Source organism: Streptomyces sp. NPDC050619 (assembly GCF_040654815.1).
GTDB lineage: Bacteria > Actinomycetota > Actinomycetes > Streptomycetales > Streptomycetaceae > Streptomyces.
In genome coordinates this window covers 201,833-223,566 of the sequence record NZ_JBFAIR010000009.1, presented here as the reverse complement: position 1 = coordinate 223,566, position 21,734 = coordinate 201,833, and the positions used below count along the sequence as shown (strand labels likewise).

The 21,734-nt window shown below is 70.8% G+C and carries 17 protein-coding genes and 1 pseudogene; 11 read left to right on the top strand and 7 right to left on the bottom strand.

All coding sequences use genetic code 11. The features are described from left to right. Positions 1-39 precede the first annotated feature (39 nt). From AB0I77_RS17550 to AB0I77_RS17535, 4 genes are all read right to left on the bottom strand, one after another. Positions 40-1,500: a GH1 family beta-glucosidase gene (locus AB0I77_RS17550; RefSeq protein WP_363283442.1), complete on the bottom strand. Its 1,461-nt coding sequence runs from the start codon at positions 1,498-1,500 to the stop codon at positions 40-42. Between the two features lie 74 nt (positions 1,501-1,574). Further along, positions 1,575-2,513: a carbohydrate ABC transporter permease gene (locus tag AB0I77_RS17545; RefSeq protein ID WP_363283441.1), complete on the bottom strand. Its 939-nt coding sequence runs from the start codon at positions 2,511-2,513 to the stop codon at positions 1,575-1,577. 13 nt (positions 2,514-2,526) lie between these two features. Continuing rightward, positions 2,527-3,456, bottom strand: coding sequence for a sugar ABC transporter permease (locus tag AB0I77_RS17540; RefSeq protein WP_363283525.1), 930 nt, complete (start codon positions 3,454-3,456; stop codon positions 2,527-2,529). A 238-nt stretch (positions 3,457-3,694) separates the two neighbouring features. Next, positions 3,695-5,008, bottom strand: coding sequence for an extracellular solute-binding protein (locus tag AB0I77_RS17535; RefSeq protein WP_363283440.1), 1,314 nt, complete (start codon positions 5,006-5,008; stop codon positions 3,695-3,697). Between the two features lie 285 nt (positions 5,009-5,293). Here AB0I77_RS17535 and AB0I77_RS17530 point away from each other — a divergent pair, with 285 nt between their 5' ends. The 6 genes from AB0I77_RS17530 to fdhD all read left to right on the top strand — a co-directional run bounded on the left by AB0I77_RS17530 (position 5,294) and on the right by fdhD (position 12,946). Beyond that, on the top strand, positions 5,294-6,310 hold the full coding sequence (locus AB0I77_RS17530; RefSeq protein ID WP_363283439.1) for a LacI family DNA-binding transcriptional regulator: 1,017 nt from the start codon (positions 5,294-5,296) through the stop codon (positions 6,308-6,310). A gap of 165 nt (positions 6,311-6,475) precedes the next feature. Further along, positions 6,476-7,447 (top strand): 2-dehydropantoate 2-reductase, encoded by a 972-nt coding sequence (locus AB0I77_RS17525; RefSeq protein ID WP_363283438.1) that lies wholly within the window; start codon positions 6,476-6,478, stop codon positions 7,445-7,447. A 22-nt stretch (positions 7,448-7,469) separates the two neighbouring features. Next, positions 7,470-9,395: a molybdopterin-dependent oxidoreductase gene (locus AB0I77_RS17520; RefSeq protein ID WP_363283437.1), complete on the top strand. Its 1,926-nt coding sequence runs from the start codon at positions 7,470-7,472 to the stop codon at positions 9,393-9,395. Positions 9,396-9,400: 5 nt separating this feature from the next. Further along, a complete protein-coding gene (locus tag AB0I77_RS17515) occupies positions 9,401-11,233 on the top strand; it encodes an NAD(P)H-dependent oxidoreductase subunit E (protein ID WP_363283524.1) in 1,833 nt (610 codons plus the stop codon). Beyond that, complete coding sequence (locus tag AB0I77_RS17510) at positions 11,230-12,090, top strand: 2Fe-2S iron-sulfur cluster-binding protein (protein WP_363283436.1); 861 nt, start codon at positions 11,230-11,232, stop codon at positions 12,088-12,090. Before AB0I77_RS17515 ends, AB0I77_RS17510 begins: the two co-directional genes overlap by 4 nt. 7 nt (positions 12,091-12,097) lie before the next feature. After that, positions 12,098-12,946, top strand: coding sequence for a formate dehydrogenase accessory sulfurtransferase FdhD (gene fdhD, locus AB0I77_RS17505; protein WP_363283435.1), 849 nt, complete (start codon positions 12,098-12,100; stop codon positions 12,944-12,946). Positions 12,947-13,017: 71 nt separating this feature from the next. Here fdhD and AB0I77_RS17500 read toward each other — a convergent pair whose 3' ends face one another. Next, on the bottom strand, positions 13,018-13,848 hold the full coding sequence (locus tag AB0I77_RS17500; protein ID WP_363283434.1) for a LysR substrate-binding domain-containing protein: 831 nt from the start codon (positions 13,846-13,848) through the stop codon (positions 13,018-13,020). Positions 13,849-13,978: 130 nt separating this feature from the next. On the opposite strand from AB0I77_RS17500, the gene AB0I77_RS17495 reads away from it, so the two are divergent. From AB0I77_RS17495 to AB0I77_RS17480, 4 genes and pseudogenes are all read left to right on the top strand, one after another. After that, entirely contained in the window at positions 13,979-14,698 is a 720-nt protein-coding gene (locus AB0I77_RS17495) for an SDR family oxidoreductase (RefSeq protein ID WP_363283433.1), read from the top strand. Between the two features lie 44 nt (positions 14,699-14,742). Continuing rightward, positions 14,743-15,244 (top strand): annotated as a pseudogene (locus tag AB0I77_RS17490) (zinc-binding dehydrogenase); the annotation flags it as partial. 182 nt (positions 15,245-15,426) lie between these two features. Then, positions 15,427-17,319, top strand: coding sequence for a sialidase family protein (locus tag AB0I77_RS17485; protein WP_363283523.1), 1,893 nt, complete (start codon positions 15,427-15,429; stop codon positions 17,317-17,319). Positions 17,320-17,330: 11 nt separating this feature from the next. Then, positions 17,331-18,563, top strand: coding sequence for a DUF4185 domain-containing protein (locus AB0I77_RS17480; RefSeq protein WP_363283432.1), 1,233 nt, complete (start codon positions 17,331-17,333; stop codon positions 18,561-18,563). Here AB0I77_RS17480 and AB0I77_RS17475 read toward each other — a convergent pair. Then, positions 18,499-19,539 (bottom strand): bile acid:sodium symporter family protein, encoded by a 1,041-nt coding sequence (locus AB0I77_RS17475; RefSeq protein ID WP_363283522.1) that lies wholly within the window; start codon positions 19,537-19,539, stop codon positions 18,499-18,501. The genes AB0I77_RS17480 and AB0I77_RS17475 overlap by 65 nt on opposite strands. 174 nt (positions 19,540-19,713) lie before the next feature. On the opposite strand from AB0I77_RS17475, the gene AB0I77_RS17470 reads away from it, so the two are divergent. After that, a complete protein-coding gene (locus AB0I77_RS17470) occupies positions 19,714-20,577 on the top strand; it encodes a LysR substrate-binding domain-containing protein (protein WP_363283431.1) in 864 nt (287 codons plus the stop codon). Positions 20,578-20,665: 88 nt separating this feature from the next. Here the strand turns inward: AB0I77_RS17470 and AB0I77_RS17465 are convergent, their stop codons facing one another. Further along, on the bottom strand, positions 20,666-21,649 hold the full coding sequence (locus AB0I77_RS17465; protein WP_363283430.1) for an Lrp/AsnC family transcriptional regulator: 984 nt from the start codon (positions 21,647-21,649) through the stop codon (positions 20,666-20,668). Positions 21,650-21,734: the final 85 nt, after the last annotated feature.

The following is a 21,734-nucleotide window of genomic DNA, read 5'->3' as shown; positions in this document are numbered from 1 at the left end:
TACCGACCGGTTTTCCCCCACTACCGCTCCCCCCCTTGCTCACCGGTTCTGGCCGCTCCCCTCCGGCAGGGTGCCGGTGCGGGCCACGTCGGCGTACCACCGTGCGCTGGCCTTGGGGATGCGCTTGCCGGTCGGGTAGTCGACGTAGACGGCGCCGAAGCGCTTGCTGTAGCCGTAGCCCCATTCGAAGTTGTCCAGCAGGGACCACAGGAAGTAGCCCCGGACATCGGCGCCGGCGCCGATCGCGCGGTGCACGGCCGACAGATGGCCGTGGAGGTAGGCGATGCGGTCGGGGTCGGCCACCTCGCCCTCCGGGTTGACATAGTCGTCGAACGCGGCCCCGTTCTCGGTGATCATCACGGGCATGGCGGGGAAGTCCGCCTTGAGTCGCATCAGCAGGTCGTACAGGCCGCTGGGGTCGACCGCCCAGCCCATCGCGGTGGTGCTGCCCGGCGGCCGGTGGAAGGCGACGTCGTCGGCGCCCGGCCAGGGACTGTGCTCGCTCGCCCCGTGGCCGTCGGAGTCGTGGCCGGCCTCGCCGGTCGCGGCGGAAACGAGCGTGGGTGTGTAGTAGTTGACGCCCAGGAAGTCCAGCGGCTGGTGGATCGTGGCGGTGTCGCCGTCCCGTACGAAGGACCAGTCGGTCAGGCTCGCCGTGTCCTGGAGGAGATCCCGCGGGTACTGGCCCTCCAGCATGGGACCGGTGAAGACGCGGTTGGCCAGGGCGTCGATCCGGCGGGCCGCGTCGAGGTCCGCGGCGGTCTCGGTCAGCGCACGGACGTGGTGGATGTTCAGCGTGATGGACGTCCGCGCGCGGGAGGGCAGTTCCGCGCGCAGCGCCTGGACGGCCTTGCCGTGGGCGAGGTTGAGGTGGTGCGCCGCGCGCAGGGCCGCGACCGGGTCGGTGCGCCCGGGCGCGTGGACACCCGAGCCGTAGCCGAGGAAGGCGCTGCACCAGGGCTCGTTGAGGGTGGTCCAGGTCTTCACCCGGTCCCCCAGCGCGCGGGCCGCCAGGGTCGCGTAGTCGGCGAACCGGTCGGCGGTGACGCGCTCCGGCCAGCCGCCCGCGTCCTCCAACTCCTGGGGCAGGTCCCAGTGGTAGAGCGTGACGACCGGCTCGATGCCCTTCTCCAGCAGTGCGTCGGTCAGGGCGCGATAGAAGTCGAGCCCCTTCTCGACGGCCGGGCCGCGGCCGGTCGGCTGCACGCGCGGCCACGACAGGGAGAACCGGTAGGCGCTCACCCCGAGGTCGGCCATGATCGCGACGTCCTCGCGCCAGCGGTGGTAGTGGTCGGTGGCGACGTCACCGGTGTCGCCGTTGCGCACTCGGCCGGGCGTGTGCGAGTAGGTGTCCCAGATCGACGGGGTACGTCCGTCCGCGGCGGCGGCGCCCTCGATCTGGTACGCGGCGGTCGCCGTGCCCCAGGTGAATCCCTGCGGGAACCTGATGGCGGCGGTGTTCTCCGGGGCGGGCGCGACACGTCGGGTTGCGGTGGTCACGTGGGTCCTTCCAGACGGGGACGTTGACGAGTGGGGCTAGTGCCGCGGCGACGGCGGGGAGTACTGCGGAGCGCTCATCCCTTGACCGCTCCCTGCATGATTCCGCCGACGATCTGACGGCCGAAGATGATGAACATGGCGAGCAGGGGCAGCGTGCCGAGCAGCGCGCCCGCCATGATCAGCGACTGGTCGCGCACGTATCCCGCGCTGAGCTGGGTCAGCGCGACGGGGACCGTCGGATTGGTCATGTCGAGCACGATGAAGGGCCAGAAGAAGTCGTTCCAGGCGTGCACGAACGTGATCATGAACAGCACGGCCATCGGAGGCCGGGCGATCGGCAGCACGATGCTCCAGAAGATGCGCAGGGAGTGCGCACCGTCCACCCGCCCGGCCTCGACGAGTTCGTCGGGCAGGGCCTCGGACAGGTACTGCCGCATGAAGAACACGCCGACGGCGCTGACGAGCGTGGGGAAGATGACGGCGGGCAGCTTCTGGCCCCAGCCGAGCTCCGTCATCATCATGAACAGCGGTACGACGCCGAGCTGCGGCGGCACCATCATGGTGCCGATCACGAGCATCAGCAGGATGTTGCGGCCCTTGAAGCGGAGTTTGGCGAACGCGAAGCCGGCGAGGGTGGCGAACAGCACCGTGGACAGGGCGATCACACCGGCCACGATCAGGCTGTTGAGCATGGCCTTGCCCAGCGCGGCGTCCTGCCAGGCCTTGCCGAGGTTCTCCAGGAGGTGGGGTCCCGGCAGGAACGGCGGAGGCGTCTGGGTGACGCGGGTGTTGTCGGTCGACGCCGCCACCATCGTCCAGTAGAGCGGGAAGAGCGAGAACAGGGCCGCGAGCCCCAGCAGGATGTAGGCGACCGGACCCGCGTGGTGCTGGCGTCCGGCACCCGGGTGCCGGAACAGTTGCCGGCGCCGTCCGCCGGGGGTGGCCTTGGGGACCTTGCGCTCGGTCCCGGGGCGCGCGTCCGCCGCCTGGACCGGGATGCTGTCTGTGGTCATGGAAACCTCCCGGTCAGGCCTTGCGCGCCAGGACGCGCTTGACGACTCGCTGGACGACGAACACGGCGATGAGCAGCAGGAACATCGCCCAGGCGACCGTGGCGGCCCGGCCCATCTGGTAGTTCTTCCAGCCCTCCTCGTACAGCAGCAGGCCCAGGGTCTGGTACTGGTTGTCCGCTCCCCCGGTGATGCCGTTCGGGCCCTGGCCGAAGATCAGGGGCTCACCGAAGAGCTGGGTGGCGCCGATCGTCGACAGGACGATGGTGAACACGATGGTGGAGCGGATGCCGGGGACGGTGACCTTCAGGAACTGCTGCCATCGCGAGGCGCCGTCGATGGCCGCGGCTTCGTAGCGGTCGCGCGGGATCGCCTGCATCGCCGCGAGGTAGAGCAGGGCGTTGTAGCCGGTCCAGCGCCAGATGACGATCGAGGAAATCGCCGTCTGCGCGGCCCACTTGTTGTTCTCCCAGTCGATGTTGTCGACACCGACCAGGCTCAGCATCCAGTTGATCATGCCGAAGTCGCGTTCGAAGAGCATCGTGAACACGAGGGCGGCGGCACCGACCGACGTGGCGTACGGCGTCAGGGCGGCGACGCGGAAGAACGTCGAGCCGCGCAGCCGGTAGTTGAGCAGGTGCGCAAGGCCGAGTGCCATCAGCAACTGCGGCACGGTCGACAGGACGCCGATGGTGATGGTGTTGAGCAGCGCGTTCCAGAAGCGGTCGTCGTCCCACAGCGCCGTGTAGTTGTCGAAGCCGACCCACTCCATGAGGTTCATGGTCGACAGTTCGACGCGGTGCAGCGAGATCCACGAGGTGTAGATGAGCGGGTAGAAGCTGAAGGCGGCGAAGACGACGAAGAACGGGGCGACGAAGGCGTACGGCGCGCCCCGGACGTCGAGACGGTGCAGCAGCGTACGGCGCCGCTGACGGTCCGCGCCGATGCTCGGCGCACCGTCTGGGGGTGTCGAGGTGGAGATGGCCACCGGAAGGCGTCCTTCCTGGAGGGTGAGGGAGGCGAGCCGGAGCCCGGCGGCCCACACGGGCCTTGCGTGGGGCGCCGGGCGGCGGAGGCGCCCCAAAGGGGCGCGGGGCTGTATTGATATGCGGCTACCGCCGCGTGGGCGCGACCAGCCACGACGGGCCCGCGGCCGACGCACCGGACTTCCAGCGAAGCGCTTGTCAGCCGGCGGCCTTCTCGATGCGCTCGTCAGTGGTCTTCCATGCCTCGTTCGGGCTCTTGTTCTGCGCCTCGATCAAGGTCAGGCCCTGCGAGAAGATGTCCTTGATGGTGCCGTCCTTGCGGCCGAGCACCTGCTCGTCGGGGATCTCCTGGGCCGCGGCGCCGAAGATCTTGCCAATGGGCGCGCCGCTGAAGTAGTCCGACTTGGCATCGACCACTTCGGGCATCTCCAGCGCGGTCTGCGACGAGGGGAAGTTGCCGAGCTCCTTGAAGAGGTAGGCCTGCTGCTCGGGGGCGGTGAGCCAGGCGACGAGCTCCTGCGCCTCCTTCTTGACCGGGCTCTTCTCCATCACGCCGAGGAACGATCCGCCCCAGTTGGCGCCCTTGGGCGCCTTGGCGACGTCCCACTTGCCCTTGTTCTTCGGGCCCGCCTTCTCGGTGATGTGCCCGAGCATCCACGCCGGGCAGACGGTGCTGGCGAAGGTGCTGTTGGCCAGGCCGGGGTCCCAGCCGGGCTGGAACTGGCGGAGCTTCGCGGTCAGATCGGACGTGGCCGCCTCGGAGGCCAGCTTCCACGCGTCCTTCACGACAGGGTTGGTGGCGTAGATCAGCTCGCCCTGCTTGTCGTAGAACTGCTGGGAGTCGCCGTAGATCATGGCGTTGAACAGTCCGCTGGAGCTGTCCATGAAGGCGACCTTGTCGTCCTTCGACTCCGCCTTGAACCGCTTGCCCGCAGCGACGTACTTCGACCAGTCGCCCTCCCACAGCTTGGCGACCTCGTCGCGGTCGGTGGGCAGGCCGGCCTGCTCGAAGAGGTCCTTGCGATAGCAGACCGCCATCGGGCCGATGTCGGTGCCGAGGCCGATGACCTTCTTGTCCTCGGTGGTGACCTGGCTCTGCTTCCACGGAAGGAAGTGGTCCGTCCCGGCCACGCCCGCCAGGTCGACGAACTTGTCCTTCTGGGTGTCGGAGAGTTCCTTGGCCCGACCGATCTCTATGCCCTGGATGTCCTTCAGCCCGCTGCCGGCGGCCAGGTGGGTCTGCAGGGCGGTGTAGTAGGTCTGCTCGTCGCCCGCGACGTCCGCCTTGATGACGACGTTCGGGTTCTCCTTCATGTACTTGTCGAGCAGCCCGGTCTCCTTGAAGCCCATGACGCCGAACAGGCCCATGGTGATGGTGACCTTGTCGCCGTCCCTGCCCCCACCGGTTCCCCCGTCGCTGCTGCCCCCGCAGCCCACGACCAGACCGAGAGCCGACACAGCCGACACGGCGGCCAGGACTCTCGTACGCGATTTCCTTCGGAGCTTGTCCATTTCGTCCTCCTAGCGGCGGCGCTGACGCACCGGAGTTCGATCCCCACGGACTGCTCCGTAGGTACGATTTGTCTGGTGGGAACGTTCCCAAACTGAGGTGGGAACGTGCCCAGCCGAGAGCTCGAAGCCTGGCGGCCGTCAAAGGCGTCTGTCAAGAAGTCGAAAGCACTTCGTTGCGGGAAGATGTCCTGCCCCGCGTTCGGACCCCGCGGACGCCGCGCGCCGGTCTGGCACAATGCGCGCAGGTGAGAGCCGTCCGGGCGGCGCGGAAACGAGGGAGGCGTCATGGGGGGCAGGCAACGCCCGACCATCAAGACCGTGGCAGCGCGCGCCGGCGTGGGACGCACCACGGTTTCACGAGTCATCAACGGCTCGGAGCTCGTCAGCGACAAGGCCAGGGCCGCCGTGCTCTCCGCCATCGCGGAGCTGAACTACGTCCCGAACTCGGTTGCCCGGGGGCTGGTGACGAGCAGGACGAACTCCGTGGCCCTGGTGATCCCCGAGTCGGAGAGCAGACTGGGCTCGGAGCCCTACTTCTCCGCGGTCATCCGCGGGGTCAGCACCGCCCTCGCTCAGACCCGGACGCAGCTCCAGCTGGTGCTCGTACGCGACCAGGCCGAGCGGGACCAGCTCACCGCGTCGGTGGCGGAGCGGCGGGTGGACGGGGTGCTCCTGGTCTCGGTGCACGAACACGACCCGCTGCCGGGGCTGTTGGAGGACATGGGGCTGCCCACGGTGCTCGCCGGGCGCCGCTCCCTGGACGAGTCGCTCAGCCATGTGCACTCCGACAACGCGGGCGGGGCCGCGTCGGCCGTCAGCCACCTGCTCGCGCGGGGGCGGCGGACCGTCGCCACCATCAGCGGACCGCTCGACATGGACGTGGCGCGCAGCAGGCTCCAGGGCTGGCGCGAGGCCCTCGAGAAGGCGGGCCACGAGTCCACGGACCGACTCGTGGCCTCGGCCGACTTCACCGAGGAGGGCGGCGAGGCCGCGATGCGTTCACTCGTTGAACGAGTGCCCGGACTCGACGCCGTGTTCGTCGCCTCGGACGTCATGGCGGCGGGGGCGCTGGCGGAGCTGCGCCGACTGGGCAAGAGCGTCCCCGACGACGTGGCCGTGGTCGGATTCGACGACTCCATCATCGCCCGGCACAGCAATCCGCCCCTCACCACCGTGCGTCAGCCGGTCGAGGAGATCGGCAGCATGATCGCCCACATCCTTCTGGAGGAGATCGGCGATCCGGAGGAACCGCGTCGGCACGTCACGCTTCCCACCGAGCTTGTCGTACGCGAATCGTCCTGAGCCCGTGCGGGTGCGCGCCTGAGGGTGCGCCGCACCTGAGGCACGTTCGTCGTGCTGCGCGAACCCTTGCTGCCCCAACTTCCATACTGTAGACAATATTCCGTCGACAGTGTTCGGCAATGCGCCATCTCCGCGGTATCCCTCGACCGAACGGAGCTCCCTCGTATGAAAGTCGCAGTACTCGGCGCCGGAGCCATCGGTGCCTACGTCGGCGCCGCGCTGCACCGTGCGGGCGCCGACGTCCACCTCGTCGCCCGTGGACCGCATCTCGCGGCCATGAGGCAGCACGGAGTGCGGGTGCTCAGCCCGCGCGGTGACTTCACCGCGCACGCACACGCCACCGACGATCCGGCCGAGATCGGCCCGGCCGACTACGTCTTCCTCGGCCTGAAGGCCAACTCGTACGCGGCGTGCGGGCCGCTGATCGAGCCTCTGCTGCACGACTCCACGGCGGTGATCGCCGCCCAGAACGGCATCCCCTGGTGGTACTTCCACCGGCACGGCGGCCCCCACGACGGCCACCGCCTCGAGAGCGTGGACCCCCACGGCGCGGTCAGTGCGGTGCTCGCGCCCCAACGGGCCGTCGGCTGCGTGGTCTACGCGGCGACCGAGCTCGAAGGACCTGGTCTCGTACGGCACTTGGAGGGCACCCGGTTCTCCGTCGGCGAGCCCGACCGCAGCATCTCGGCGCGCTGTCTGGCGTTCAGCGAGGCGATGCGGGCGGGCGGACTGAAGTGCCCGGTCGAACCCGAGCTGCGGGCCGACATCTGGATCAAGCTGCTCGGCAACATCTCCTTCAACCCGATCAGCGCGCTGGCCCGCGCGACCATGCGGCAGATGTGCCTGCACGGCGGCACCCGCAAGGTCATCGAGATCATGATGACCGAGACGCTCGCGGTCGCCGAGGCCCTCGGCTGCGAGGTCGGCGTCTCCGTCGAACGCCGCCTGGCGGGTGCCGAACGGGTCGGCGACCACCGCACGTCCACGCTCCAGGACCTGGAGCGCGGCAAACCGCTGGAGCTCGACGTCCTGCTGGCGGCCGTCGTCGAGCTGGCGGAGATCACCGGCGTCCAGGTGCCCACCCTGCGCACCGCGCACGCCATCTCGGACCTGCTCGCACTGAGGAGCGCCGCATGAGGAGCGCCGAGAGGAGCGCCGTATGAGGAACCGCGACCGAACTCCGAAGACCTACACCCGGCTCACCCATCCGCTGGTCCGGGACGCCCGGGACGAGCCATTCCGGCAGGCCACCTGGGAGGAGGCGCTGGATCGCGCGGCCCGGGGCCTGGCGACGGCGCGCGGCGCGTTCGGGATGTTCTCCTGCGCCCGCGCCACCAACGAAATGAACTACGTGGCGCAGAAGTTCGCCCGCGTCGTCATGGGCACCAACAACGTCGACTCCTGCAACCGGACGTGTCACGCCCCCAGCGTCGCCGGTCTCTCCGCCGCCTTCGGCTCGGGCGGCGGGACCTCGTCGTACGAGGAGATCGAGCAGGCCGACGTCATCGTGATGTGGGGCTCCAACGCCCGCTTCGCGCATCCGATCTTCTTCCAGCACGTGCTGAAGGGCATACACAACGGCGGTCGGCTGTATGCGGTCGACCCGCGACGGACCTCCACCGCCGAGTGGGCCGAGAGCTGGCTCGGCCTGAACGTCGGCACGGACATCCCCATGGCGCACGCGATCGGCCGCGAGATCATCCACGCGGGGCTCGCGAACCGGGCGTTCATCGAGCGGGCGACCAGCGACTTCGAGGAGTACCGCGAACTCGTCGAGCCGTGGACGCTGTCCCTCGCCGAGAAGGTGACGGGCGTACCGGCCGCCGCCATACGGGAGTTGGCGCACGCCTACGCCCGCGCCGAGCGCGCCCAGCTGTGCTGGACGCTCGGCATCACCGAGCACCACAACGGCACGGACAACGTCCGCGCGTTGATCAATCTGTCGTTGCTGACCGGGCATGTGGGGCGGTACGGCTCGGGGTTGCAGCCCCTGCGCGGGCAGAACAACGTGCAGGGCGGCGGGGACATGGGCGCCATCCCCAACCGGCTGCCGGGATTCCAGGACATCCTCGATCCCGAGGCGCGGCTGAAGTTCGAGTCGGCCTGGGACACCGTCATCCAGCCGCACTACGGAATGAACCTGACGGAGATGTTCGAGGCGATGGAGGAGGGCACACTCAAGGCCGTCTACTGCATCGGCGAGAACCCGGCGCAGTCGGAGGCGGACAGCGAACAGGCCGTACGGCGTATGAAAGCGCTCGACTTCCTTGTCGTGCAGGACATCTTCCTCACGAAGACGGCCGAGTTGGCGGACGTCGTGCTGCCCGCCACCGCCGGCTGGGCCGAGACGGACGGCACAACGACCAACAGCGAGCGCCGAGTTCAGCGTGTCCGGCGAGCGGTGACTCCGCCCGGTCAGGCGCGCGAGGACATCGACATCATCTGCAAGCTGGCGGCACGGCTCGGCCACGAGTGGAAGTACGCCGACGCGGAGGCCGTCTGGAACGAGCTGCGCTCGGTCTCGCCGGACCACTACGGGATGACGTACGAACGCCTGGCACAGCACCAGGGCATCCAGTGGCCGTGCCCGGACCCGGACGCGCTCGAACCCACGTATCTGCACGGCCGGTTGTGGTCGTCCGAGCCCGCCGAACGCGGTCGCCCGGCGCCGTTCGGGCTCGTCCAGCACGATCCGCCGGTCGACCTCACGGACGAGGAGTTCCCGATCCGGCTGACGACCGGCCGACGGCTGGACTCCTACAACACCGGTGTGCAGAGCGGCAGTTTCGCCTCTCCGCTCAGGCGCGGCGAGTACGTCGAGCTGTGCCCGGAGGACGCCGAGCGGTACGGGGTCGTGGTCGGCGAGGAGGTGCGGATCAGCTCGCGGCGCGGGGCGGTCGTCGCGCCCGTGTGGATCGACACCGCGCTGCGGCCCGGGCTGGCCTTCATGACCATGCATTTTCCCGACGAGGTGGACACCAACCAGCTGACCATCGAGGCGAATTGCCCGATCGCGGGGACGGCGGAGTTCAAGGCGTCGGCGATCCGGATCGAGAAGCTTCCGGTCGTGACCTACGTGAGGTGACGCAAGTGGACCTGCACTTCGGTGACAGCAAGCCGACGGACGAGGAGCGGGCGGCGGTCGACGCGCTGCTCGGCCCTCCGGAGTCCTCGTGGGAGGGGGCCGACCGCGATGAGATGAGGGCCGCCGACCTGAGGTGGGCCCGCGGCGGGCGCGCGGCCCGGGACCGCCGCGACCTGCTGTTGCCGGGGCTGCACGCGATCAACGACCGGGTCGGCTGGATCAGCGAGGGCGCCCTCGACTACCTGTGCCGACGGCTGACGGTGCCGCCGGCGGAGGCCTACGGGGTCGCGACCTTCTACGCGATGTTCTCGGTCAAACCCCGGCCCGCGACCGTGCTGCACGTGTGCACGGACCTCGCGTGCGCGGCGGCCGGGGCGTCCGAGCTGTGCGCCGGGATCGAGGCCCGGCTGGGCGTCGGCAGTGGTGTCTCGGTCGAGCGCGGCCCCTGCCTCGGCCTGTGCGAACGGGCCCCGGCCGCGCTCGCGATCAAGGCCGGGGATCCGGTGCGTACGGCGGTGTCGGCGCCGGCGACCGTGCGTGGGGCCGTGCTCGCCGCGAGCGCGCCCGATTCGGCGCCCCAGGAGCCACCGGCGGCGATGGCGGTGCCTCAGGCGGGGGATCCGTCCCTGATCCTGCTGCGCCGGGTCGGTGTCGTGGACCCGGCGAGTCTGGACGACTACCGCGCCCACGGCGGCTACACCGCCCTGCGCCGGGCCTTCGCGCTCGGTCCCGCCGCGGTCATCCGCGAGGTCACCGACTCCGGCCTGGTCGGGCGCGGGGGCGCCGCCTTCCCCACCGGCCGCAAATGGCAGGCCACGGCGTCCCAGCCCGACCACCCGCACTACCTGGTGTGCAACGCGGACGAGTCCGAGCCGGGCACCTTCAAGGACCGCGTGATCATGGAGGGCGACCCGTACGCACTGGTCGAGGCCATGACGATCGCGGCGTATGCGACGGGCGCGCACCAGGGTTACCTGTATCTGCGCGGCGAGTATCCGCGGGCAATACACCGTATGCAGTCCGCGGTCGACCAGGCGCGTGCACGCGGACTGCTCGGCGACGACGTCCTCGGTCAGGGCTACGCCTTCGACATCGAGATCCGGCGGGGCGCGGGGGCGTACATCTGCGGCGAGGAGACGGCCCTGTTCAACTCCATCGAGGGCTACCGCGGCGAGCCGCGCTCGAAGCCGCCCTTCCCCGTGGAGAAGGGCCTCTTCGGGAAGCCCACGGTCGAGAACAATGTCGAGACGCTGGTCAACGTGCTGCCGATCCTGACGATGGGCGCCCCGGCGTACGCGGCGATCGGCACGGACCGCTCCACCGGGCCGAAGCTGTTCTGCGTGTCGGGCAGTGTGGAGCGGCCCGGCATCTACGAGCTGCCGTTCGGCGCGACGCTGGGCGAGCTGCTGGAACTCGCCGGTGTACGGGACCGGCTGCGGGCGGTGCTGCTCGGCGGGGCGGCCGGCGGCTTCGTACGGCCCGACGAAACCGGCATCCCGCTCACCTTCGAAGGCACCCGGGAGGCGGGCACGACGCTCGGTTCCGGGGTTGTCATGGCCTTCGACGACACGGTGCCGCTGCCCCGCCTGCTGCTGCGGATCGCCGAGTTCTTCCGGGACGAGTCGTGCGGGCAGTGTGTGCCGTGCCGGGTCGGGACCGTGCGGCAGGAAGAGGCGCTGCACCGGATCGCGGAGCGCACGGGCGCGGCGACGGCCGACGACATCGCCCTGCTCAAAGAGGTCGGCCGCGCGATGCGGGACGCCTCGATCTGCGGTCTGGGACAGACCGCGTGGAACGCCGTGGAATCCGCCATCGATCGCCTGGGGGCGTACGAATGACCGTGACACCGCTGGGCATCCCCCGCCGCCTGCTGGAGTTCACCCTCGACGGGGAGCCGGTGCGCGCTCCCGAGGGTTCGACGATCCTGGACGCCTGCCGGGCCGCCGGAAAGGACGTCCCGACGCTCTGCCAGGGCGACACCCTCACCCCGAAGAACGCCTGCCGGGTCTGCGTCGTCGAGGTCGAGGGTTCCCGCACCCTGGTCCCGGCCTGCTCCCGCAAGGCGGAGCCCGGCATGGAGGTGCGCACCGACACCGAACGGGCCCGTCACAGCCGCAAGATCGTCCTCGAACTGCTCGCCTCCTCGGTCGACTTGTCGACGACACCGCAGGTCGCCGAGTGGATCAAGGAGTACGAGGCGAAGCCGGACCGCTTCGGCCCGGACGCGGCCCGGATCAACGAAGGACCGAAGGTCGACAACGACCTGTATGTGCGCGACTACGACAAGTGCATCCTCTGCTACAAGTGCGTGGACGCCTGCGGCGACCAGTGGCAGAACACCTTCGCGATCTCCGTCGCCGGGCGCGGCTTCGACGCCCGGATCGCGGTCGAGCACGACGCGCCGCTCACCGACTCGGCATGCGTGTACTGCGGGAACTGCATCGAGGTGTGTCCGACGGGGGCGCTGTCGTTCAAGTCGGAGTTCGACATGCGGGCGGCGGGTACGTGGGACGAGTCGGCGCAGACGGAGACGACCACGGTGTGCGCGTACTGCGGAGTGGGCTGCAACCTCACTCTGCACGTGCAGGACAATGAGATCGTGAAGGTCACCTCGCCGCACGACAACCCGGTGACCCACGGCAATCTCTGCATCAAGGGCCGTTTCGGCTACCAGCACGTACAGAACCGGGGCTGATCAGGACATGGGACGAGTCACGGAACGACGCAAGGTGATCCGCATCCGGGACGGAGTGGTCTCCAGCCGCCCGGACACGCTCGTCGCCGAGGAACCACTGGAGATCCGGCTGAACGGCAAGCCGCTCGCCATCACCATGCGCACCCCGGGTGACGACTTCGCGCTCGCCGCCGGTTTTCTGGTGAGCGAGGGTGTACTGGCTGCCGCATCCGATCTGCTGAATATCGTCTACTGTGCGGGCGCGACCGCAGACGGCTCGAACACGTACAACGTGGTGGACGTGCGGACGGCCCCGGATGTGGTGATCCCCGACATCACCCTGGAGCGGAACGTCTACACCACCTCGTCGTGCGGTCTGTGCGGCAAGGCCAGCCTCGACGCGGTCCGTACGACGGCCCGCTGGCCCATCGCCGACACTCCCCCGGTCCGCGTCGAGCCCGAGCTGCTCGCGAGCCTCCCCGACCGGCTGCGCGCGGCCCAGCGGGTCTTCGACCGGACCGGGGGCCTGCACGCGGCGGCCCTGTTCACGGAAGACGGCGAGCTGCTCGACATCCGGGAGGACGTGGGCCGGCACAACGCGGTCGACAAGCTGGTCGGCCGCGCCCTGCAGAACGGGGACCTGCCGCTGTCCCGCACGCTCCTGCTGGTGTCGGGCCGGGCCTCCTTCGAGCTGGCGCAGAAGGCCGTGATGGCGGGCATCCCGGTGCTGGCCGCCGTCTCGGCGCCCTCCTCCCTGGCCGTGGACCTGGCCGCGGAGACGGGTCTGACGCTGGTGGGCTTCCTGCGGGGCAGCTCCATGAACGTGTACGCGGGCGAGGACCGCATCGCCTTGCGGGCCGCGGCCGCCCAGGGCTGACCGGCTCCCCGCGACACGGCGGCGGGGCCCCGACCGGCGGGGAGCGCCCCCTGCGCCGCAGGGGCCCCGTCTCACACCCTCTGGCCGCCCGTCACCTCCTGCGCGGCCTCGGCGAAGGCGGCGATCAGAGGTGAGCGGCGACTCGCCTCCCAGACCAGGAACACCTGGTCGGGTTCGGCGTCGAGGACGGGCACGTACGTGATGTCGGGGCGGGAGTACTGCTCGGCGACGGACCGCGGTACGAGGGTGATGCCGAGCCCGCACGCCACGCGCTCGAACTTCTCCTCGATGGTCCGGATCGGGAGGTCGTCCGGCCGGGGATCGATGTAGCGCAGCCAGGTCTCGCCGGCCAGGTCGGCCATGGCGAGTTCCCGCTTGCCGGCGAGCCGGTGATCGGCCGGGAGCATCGCCACGCGGGTCTCGGTGTGCAGCGGCAGCAGCTTCAGTCCGCGCTCGTCGATCGGCCGCCGCAGATAGGCGAGGTCGACGCTCCCGTCGAGGATCAGCCGTTCCTGGTCGTCCCATTCCACTCGCCGGGCCTGCACGTCGACATCGGGGTGGAGGGCACCGAAGGCACGCACCGCGTGGGTGACGACCACGCCCGCCCGGAAGCCGACGACGAGGCGGCGCGGTCCGCGGGCCGCGCCCCGCACCCTGCGCCTGGTGGCGTCGGCGGAGGCGAGCAGGTGCCGGGCATCGTCGAGGAGTTGCCGACCCGCCACCGTCAAGGTCACCCCGTGGCTGTCGCGTTCGAAGAGCGTGACGGCCAAGTCCTTTTCCAGCGCGCGGATCTGACGGCTCAGCACCGGCTGCGCGATGTGCAGTCGCTCGGCGGCGCGGCCGAAGTGCAATTGCTCGGCGACCGCCACGAAGTAGCGGACCTTCCGCAGGTCGAGGTCCAAGGCATCCCCTTCCGTCGATCCGCCGACGATGCCTTCAGGGTATCGCCGACGCCGAAAGAGGTCTTGGACGGCGGGTTGGGAACGGCCGCAGGCTGAACCACGTCAACCAGGGCCTTGGAAGGGGAATGGCATGAATCTGCGAGGACAGCGGATCGTCGTCATCGGCGGTACGGGAGGGATCGGGTTCGCGGTCGCCGAGGCGGCCGCGCGTGAGGGTGCCGAGGTGGTGGTCGCCTCGCGCCGGAAGGAGAGCGTGGAGGCGGCGCTGGAGCGGCTGCCGCAGGGCGCGGAGGGCCAGGTGCTGGATGTGAAGGACGAGGATGCGGTGCGCGGCTTCTTCGGGCGGATCGGCGACTTCGACCATCTGGTGTTCACGGCCGGCGAGTCGCTGCTGATGGAGAGCGTCGCGGAGTCGGACCTGGGTCGCGCCCGGAGTTTCCTGGACACCCGTCTGTGGGGCGCGTACACGGCGGTGAAGTACGGCGCACCGTCGATACGGGAGGGCGGGTCGGTGGTGCTGACCACCGGGACGGTGGCGCGCCGGCCGATGCCGGGGACGAGCGTCGCGGCGAGCCTGTGCGGGGCGATGGAGTCGCTCACCCGGGCGCTGGCCCTGGAGTTGGCCCCGGTCCGGGTCAACGTGGTGGAGCCCGGGATGGTCCGCACCGAGCTGTGGCGGGACCTGCCCGAGGAGGCCCGGGAGGGGCTGTTCGCCGCCACCGCCCAGTCGCTTCCGGTCGGGCGGGTGGGCGAGCCGGAGGATGTGGCCGAGGCGTATCTGTATCTGATGCGCGGCGGCTTCAGCACCGGCTCGGTGGTGGTCGTGGACGGCGGAACGGTACTGGTCTGAGGGCTCAGTCCGTCGGGAAGCGCACCCTCTTCGGACATGGCCTCCCCGTGCCGGACGGCGCCTCGGCCGTCGCCGCGGTCGCCCTGGTCCGCGGCGGCCTGGTCGCGCTCGGCGCCCTGGCGACAGCGCGGCCCACGCCCGGCGAGACGGCCCTGGTCACGGCGGCGAGCGGCATGGGGCAGCTGGCCGTACAGCTCGCGCGGGCGCGCGGCGCGGCCAGGGTCGTGGGGGCGGTCTCCGACCCGGCGAAGGCCGCCTTCGTCCGCTCCCGGGGCGCCGACGCGGTCGTGGTCTGCGGCGACGACGTCTGGGGCGATCCCGCCGACCATGTCCTCGACGCGGTCGGCGGCGAACTGCTCACCCCGGCGCTCGCCGCGCTGGCCCCGGGCGGGCGGCTCGTGGCGTACAGCTCGGGCGGCGGGACGATCCAGGCGTACGACCTTCTCGTGGGCGCCAAGTCCGTGATCGGGTTCCAGATGGCGCGGATCGCCCGCGATGCGGCCGGAACGGTACGAACGGTGGCGGCTGGAGCTGTGGCGGATGTTCGCGGAGCAACCTCGGGAAGGTACTGCTGCGCCCCTGACCGCCCGCCGCCGACACCCATGCGTGCCCTGACAGTTCGTCACCACCCATCTGGAGCAGCGGCCCGCCCGCTCCGGCTGACGTATATGACGCACCGTCAGACATAGGCTGACCAGATGTTCAGACAGGAAAGGTCAGGTCGTCCCCTGCCGGCGCGGCTTCGTGCCCGTCCGGGATCCATCACCCTGACAGCGGTCATCGCCTCGGCGGCGCTGGCCGCGTCACCCATGTCCGTCCACGCCCAATCACCCGCTTCCGTGCGCGCGCCGTCACCCACTGCCGCGGCGGAGTTCGAGCAGCAGGTCGTTTTCAAGGCCTCCGAGGACCCCGGCTACGCCTGCTTCCGCATCCCGACGATCGTGCAAACGGTCGACGGCACACTGCTGGCCTTCGCCGAGGGCCGGGTCCTCAACTGCGGTGACGCCGCCGACATCGACATCGTCCTCAAGCGCTCCACGGACGGCGGCCGCACCTGGGGCCCGCTCCAGGTCGTCAGCGACGGCGGCGGCGACACACACGGCAACCCGACCCCGATCGTGGACCGGGAAACCGGCCGCATTCTGCTCGCCCAGACACACAACACGGGTCGCAGGGACAGCGCCGGCTGCTCCGTGCCCTGCGACCGGACCCCCCATCTCCAGTACAGCGACGACGACGGCCGCACCTGGTCGGCGCCGCGCGACCTGAGCCCCGAGGCCCTGCCCGCACACTGGAACTCCTGGTACGCCACCGGCCCTGTGCACGGCATCCAGCTCACCCGCGGCGCGTACGCCGGCCGGCTGGTCTTCGGCGTCAACACCGAGACGTGGAACGGCAGTCGGATCACCACCAACCACGCGGCGCTCATCGTCAGCGACGACGGCGGCGACCACTGGAAGGTCGGTGCCAGCGACTCCTGGCCGATCGGCGCGGACGGCGTCTTCGGGCAGAAGCCGTCCGAGCTGACGCTCACCGAGCGCACCGACGGCACGGTCCTGGTCAGCGGCCGCGAACAGGAGGGCACCGATATCGGCCACCGCGCGCAGGCCGTCAGCCGCGACGGCGGCACCAGCTTCACCGCCCCCTTCCAGGGCCTCCCGGACCTCTACGCGCCCCAGGTCCAGTGCGCGACACTCCCCTTCGACGACCGCCTCCTGCTGTCCTGCCCCGCCGACCCCGACCGCCGCCGGACCATGATGATCCGCTCCTCGCACGACGAAGGACGCACCTGGGAGAGCGTCGACCGCGGCACGGTCGTCACCAAGGACTGGTCCGGTTACTCCGACCTGGCACCGATCGACGCCGACACGGTGGGCCTGCTGTACGAGGGCGGCGCCGCCGACGCCCGCGACGAGATCCGCTTCGCCCGCTTCACCGAGGACTGGCTGCGAGCGCGCCGCGCCCCGGACCCGACCACCGTCGACCTCGCCCCGGGCGCCGGCGGCGCGGCCGTGCTGGGTGGCGCCCGGGCGACCGCCGGCGTGTTGGGCGGGGCGCTTCGGTTCGACGGCGCCGACGACGCCGTACGCCTGCCGTACCGCAAGCAACTCGCTCTGGGCACCAAGGAGTTCACGGCGTCCCTGCGATTCCGCTACACCGCCAGGAGCGGGGAGCAGCCGCTGCTGTGGATGGGCGGGGTCGGCAACAGCCAGCCGCAGGTCTGGTTGCGCGGCGAGCCGGCGGGCAACCGGATGCGCGGCCAGATCACCGTGCGGGAGGGCGCGAAGACCGTGCGCACCGCGTCCGTCACCACCACCGGCGCCTACAACGACGGCCGGTGGCACCGTCTGGCCCTGCGCCGCGGCGGCGGGCGACTGACACTGTTCATCGACGGCAGGGCGATCGGCACCGCGGACGTGCGGGGCTCGGTCAGCCGCAACTCGCCGTTCGGCGTGCACATCGGGCAGCGCATGGACAGCCGGGCCTTCTTCACCGGCGCGATCGACGATGTCCATGTCTGGGACCGGGCCCTCACCGACGCGGAACTCACCGCCGGGACGGCACCCCTGGGGAACACGGTTCTGTGGCTGCCCATGGACCAGGTGAGCGACAGCCGCTAACGTCGCGGAGCGTGCCCGAGGACATACGAGCACGACAGCGGATGGGAGTCGGGGCCGGCGTGGTGCTGGCCCTGGTTCTCGCGGCCGTGCTGCTCACCGCACTCCCGGAGGGTGACGACGGTCCGCAGGATGGCGGCGACTGTATACCGCATGCCGTCGACTCGTGGTCGGCGGACGACCGTCTCACCTCCGAGTTCGCCCGCTACGGCGACGACGCGACCCGCACCGATGACTGGACCGGCGGCGACGGCACCCACTCGGTGCGGCTGCCGGACGGTCGGGTGCTGTGGTTGTTCTCGGACACCTACCTCGGCCAGGTGCATGGCCCGCCGAACCCGGTCGGCGAGTCCTACGCCTGGCGGGACGGGACGGCGCCGCTCGTGCGCAACTCGGCCGTCGTGATGCGCGAGGGCCGCCTGGAGTCCACGCTCCCTTCCCCGCTCTTTCCCGACCCCGCCCCGGGCCAGTGGCGCTGGCCGGTCGCCGCCCGGGTCGAGCCCCGCTCCCCCGGCTCCTCCGAACAGGTGCTGCGGGTGCTGCTGTGGGTGCGGACCACGGGGGCGGCCCCCTGGGTCTACGGAGTGCCCACCGCCACCGAGGTCGCCACGCTCTCCCTGCCCGACCTGCGCGTCGAGTCGGTCGTACCGGTGATCGACCAGCAGCTGGTCCAGGATCCCTCCCGGCGCGTGCTGTTCGGCACGACGCTGGTCTCCCGGGGCGGCTGGACGTACGTCTTCGGCGGCGACGACGGCCAGGCCGCGTCCCGGCCCACCTCGTCGGCGTACGCGGCGCGGGTGCCGGAGGGCAGGCTCGGCGAGCCGGCCGCCTGGCAGTACTGGAACGGTTCGCGCTGGGCGGCCGGTGCCCGTCCGGCCGCGGTGCTCGGGGACGGGCGGCGCACCGGGGTGGGCAGCGCGTTCTCGGTGGTGCGCACGGGCGGGACGTACGTCCTGTTCACGATGGCCGCGGGGACGCGGGGGCTGACCACGGTGACCTCGTACTGGGCCTGCTCGCCCACCGGCCCCTGGCACGGCCCGATGAAGGACTTCGGCGCCGCGCTGCCGCGGGGCCAGGTCGCCGCCTACAACCCGCAGGTGCACACCGAACTGGGCGACGGCGGGCGGCTGGTGCTGAGTTACGACGTCAACTGGCTGGAGCCGACCGGCGCCGCCGCCCAGCTCAATCGGAACGTGTCCCTGTACCGACCGCGGTTCGTGACGCTGCGGCTGGCGCCGACAGGGTGACCTCCTGGTCCGAATCGCGGGGGTCGTGCGGATCGCGCGGGTCGTGCGAGCGGCGCTTGGCGATCACCGCGCACACCATCAGCTGCATCTGGTGGAAGAGCATCAGCGGCAGCACCGCCAGCGAGGCGTGCGCGCCGAACAGGACGCTCGCCATGGGCAGTCCGGCGGCGAGGGACTTCTTCGAGCCGGCGAACTGGATCGCGATCCGGTCCTCGCGGTCGAACCGCAGCGCCTTGCCGCCGTACCAGGTCACGGCGAGCATCACGGCGAGGATCACGGCCTCGACGAGCAGCAGGCCGCCCAGCCTGATGGGGCTCACCTGGCCCCAGATGCCCTGGACCATGCCCTCGCTGAACGCGGTGTAGACGACGAGGAGGATCGAGCCGCGGTCGACCAGGCCGAGCACCTTCTTGTGCCGGGCGACGAACCCGCCGATCCAGCGGCGCAGCAACTGCCCCGCGAGGAAGGGCACCAGCAGCTGGAGCACGATCTTCATGAGCGAGTCGGCCGAGAATCCCCCGCCACTGTTGCCGAGCAGGGCGGCGGCCAGCAGCGGGGTGATGACGATGCCGATCATGGAGGAGAAGGAGCCGGCGCAGATCGCGGCGGGCACGTTGCCGCGGGCCATCGAGGTGAAGGCGATCGACGACTGGATGGTCGACGGGACGAGGGTGAGGAAGAGCAGGCCCTGGTAGAGCGGGTGGGTCAGGAAGACCGGGACGAGTCCGCGGGCGGCCAGGCCCAGCAGCGGGAACAGGACGAACGTACAGGCCAGCACGGTGACGTGGAGCCGCCAGTGCTTGAGTCCGTCCACCGCCTCACGCGTGGACAGACGGGCGCCGTAGAGGAAGAAGAGGAAGGCGATCGCGCCCGTGGAGGCGCCGGAGGCCACGTCGGCCACACTCCCGCGGGCGGGGAGGAGCGCCGCGAGGCCCACCGTCCCGAGCAGCAGCAGGATGTACGGGTCGATCGGCATCCAGCTCGGCCATCGCAGGCGTTTCACGGTGCTCCACTTGCTTGTCACTGTCGGCTTGTCACTGTCGGCGATACGGGGGTCACGGGTCCCCCTCTCATCGTGCTCCCTCACGCGGCGATCGGGAATCCCGTATACCGCTCTCACTGTCATCGCGTTCCGCGATAGCCTGGGGGCGTGTACGACCCCTCCCAGCTGCGTACGTTCCTGGCGGTGGCGCAGACGCTGAGCTTCACCCAGGCCGCCCGGCGCCTCGGGCTGCGCCAGTCCACCGTCAGCCAGCACGTACGGCGCCTGGAGGACGCCACGGGGCGGCAGCTGTTCAGCCGGGACACGCACTCCGTGGAGCTGACGGAGGACGGCGAGGCGATGCTCGGCTTCGCGCGCCGGATCCTGGCGGTGCACGAGCAGGCGACAGCGTTCTTCACGGGGACGCGGGTGCGCGGCCGGCTGCGTTTCGGCGCGTCGGAGGACTTCGTGCTGACCCGGCTGCCCGAGATCCTGGAGGGCTTCCGCTACGACCATCCCGAGGTCGACCTGGAGCTGACGGTCGAGCTGTCCGGCACGCTGCACGAGCAGTTGGCGGCCGGGAAGCTGGACCTGGTGCTGGCGAAACGGCGCCCGGAGGATCCGCACGGCCGGCTGGTCTGGCGCGACGAACTGGCGTGGATCGGCGCGGAGCGGCTGCGGCTGGACGCGGACCGTCCGGTGCCGCTGATCGTGTACCCGCCGCCGGGGATCACCCGGGCGCTCGCCCTGGAGGCCCTGGAGCGGCAGGGGCGGCCGTGGCGCATCGCCTGCACCAGCGGCAGCCTCAACGGGCTGATCGCGGCGGCCCGCGCGGGCCTCGGGGTGATGTGCCACTCCCGGGGGCTGATCCCGCCCGGCCTGGTGCGCGTGCCCGAGCGGGCCGGGCTGCCGGAACTCGGCCGGGTCGACTTCGTGCTGGTCCACGGCCGCCGCCGCGGCGCGGCCCAGGGCGCGGCCGACGCGCTGGCGGCGGCGATCCTGGCGGGCGGGGATCGGTTGCACCGGCGCTAGGTGTGCTGACCGGACAGGTTGGTGACGCGGCCGGCTGGTGTTCGCGATCGGCGTGCGGTGTGAAGGCCCATCAGAAGCGCCCGGACGGTCAGCGCGACGGCTGCCGGTACGTGAGCTGTTTGACCCGGCGCAGGAACGGCGTCGCCTCCACGTGCTGGACGCCGGGCAGTTGCCCGAGCGGACCGCTCAGGTAGGCGTACAGACCCGCCGTGTCCTTGACGACGGCGGTCACGACGATGTTGGACGGCCCGGCCGTGGCGCTGGCGAAGGCGATCTCGTCGTGGGTGGCGAGGGCCTGGCCGACGGAGTGCAGGTCACCGGGGGCGGTGGTGATCCACAGGGCGGCGGCGTGCGCGTAGCCGAGCGTCTCCGAGTCGTACTCGACGTCGATGTACACGGCCCCGGAGGCGAGCAGGGCGGCGAGGCGGCGCTTGACGGCGGACTCGGAGCGGCCGGTGGCCCGCTGGAGTTCGGGCAGGCCGGCCCGCCCGTCGCGCTCGAGAACGGCGACCAGCGTCTCGTCCTCCGGGTCGATGCGGACCCGTCCCGGTCCGGGCTCCGGGTGCGGGCGCAGGGCGGCGGTCTGCTCGTGCGTGAGCGCCGCGAACTTCGTCAGCCAGCCCGTCGGCCCGCCGAAGTAGCGGTGGAGCAGCTGGTGGGCGCGGATCTCCATGACCGTGGGGGTGCGGGGCAGTTTGCCGAGCAGCAGTTCGTCGTGGTCCCCGGGGTTGCGCGGCCGGGTCATGCAGACGATCTCGGTGCCGCCGGAGGCGAGTGCGATCCATCCCGTGTCCGGCCGCTTGGCGAGCGCTTCCGAGATGGCCGGTGCGCTGTCGGGCGCGCAGCGCACCCGCAGCATCCACTGGTCCTGCCCGAGGCGATGGGCGTCCCGGACGGCGACGACCCTGAGCCCGCCGCGTGAGCACAGCCGGCGGAACCGGCGCGCGATGGTCTGGTCGGACGCGCCGAGGACCGCTCCGAGCCGGCTGAAGGAGGCGCGGCCGTTGACCTCCAGGGCCGACAACAGCTGAAGGTCGAGCTGGTCCAGTGTGTGGGATTCCCGCGTCAGCATGCCCGCTCCTGTCGAGTTCCGGCAGTAGGACGCCGGTCACCGTGGTGATCGACCGTGCGGCAGCCATCGTACGGAGGCACACGGA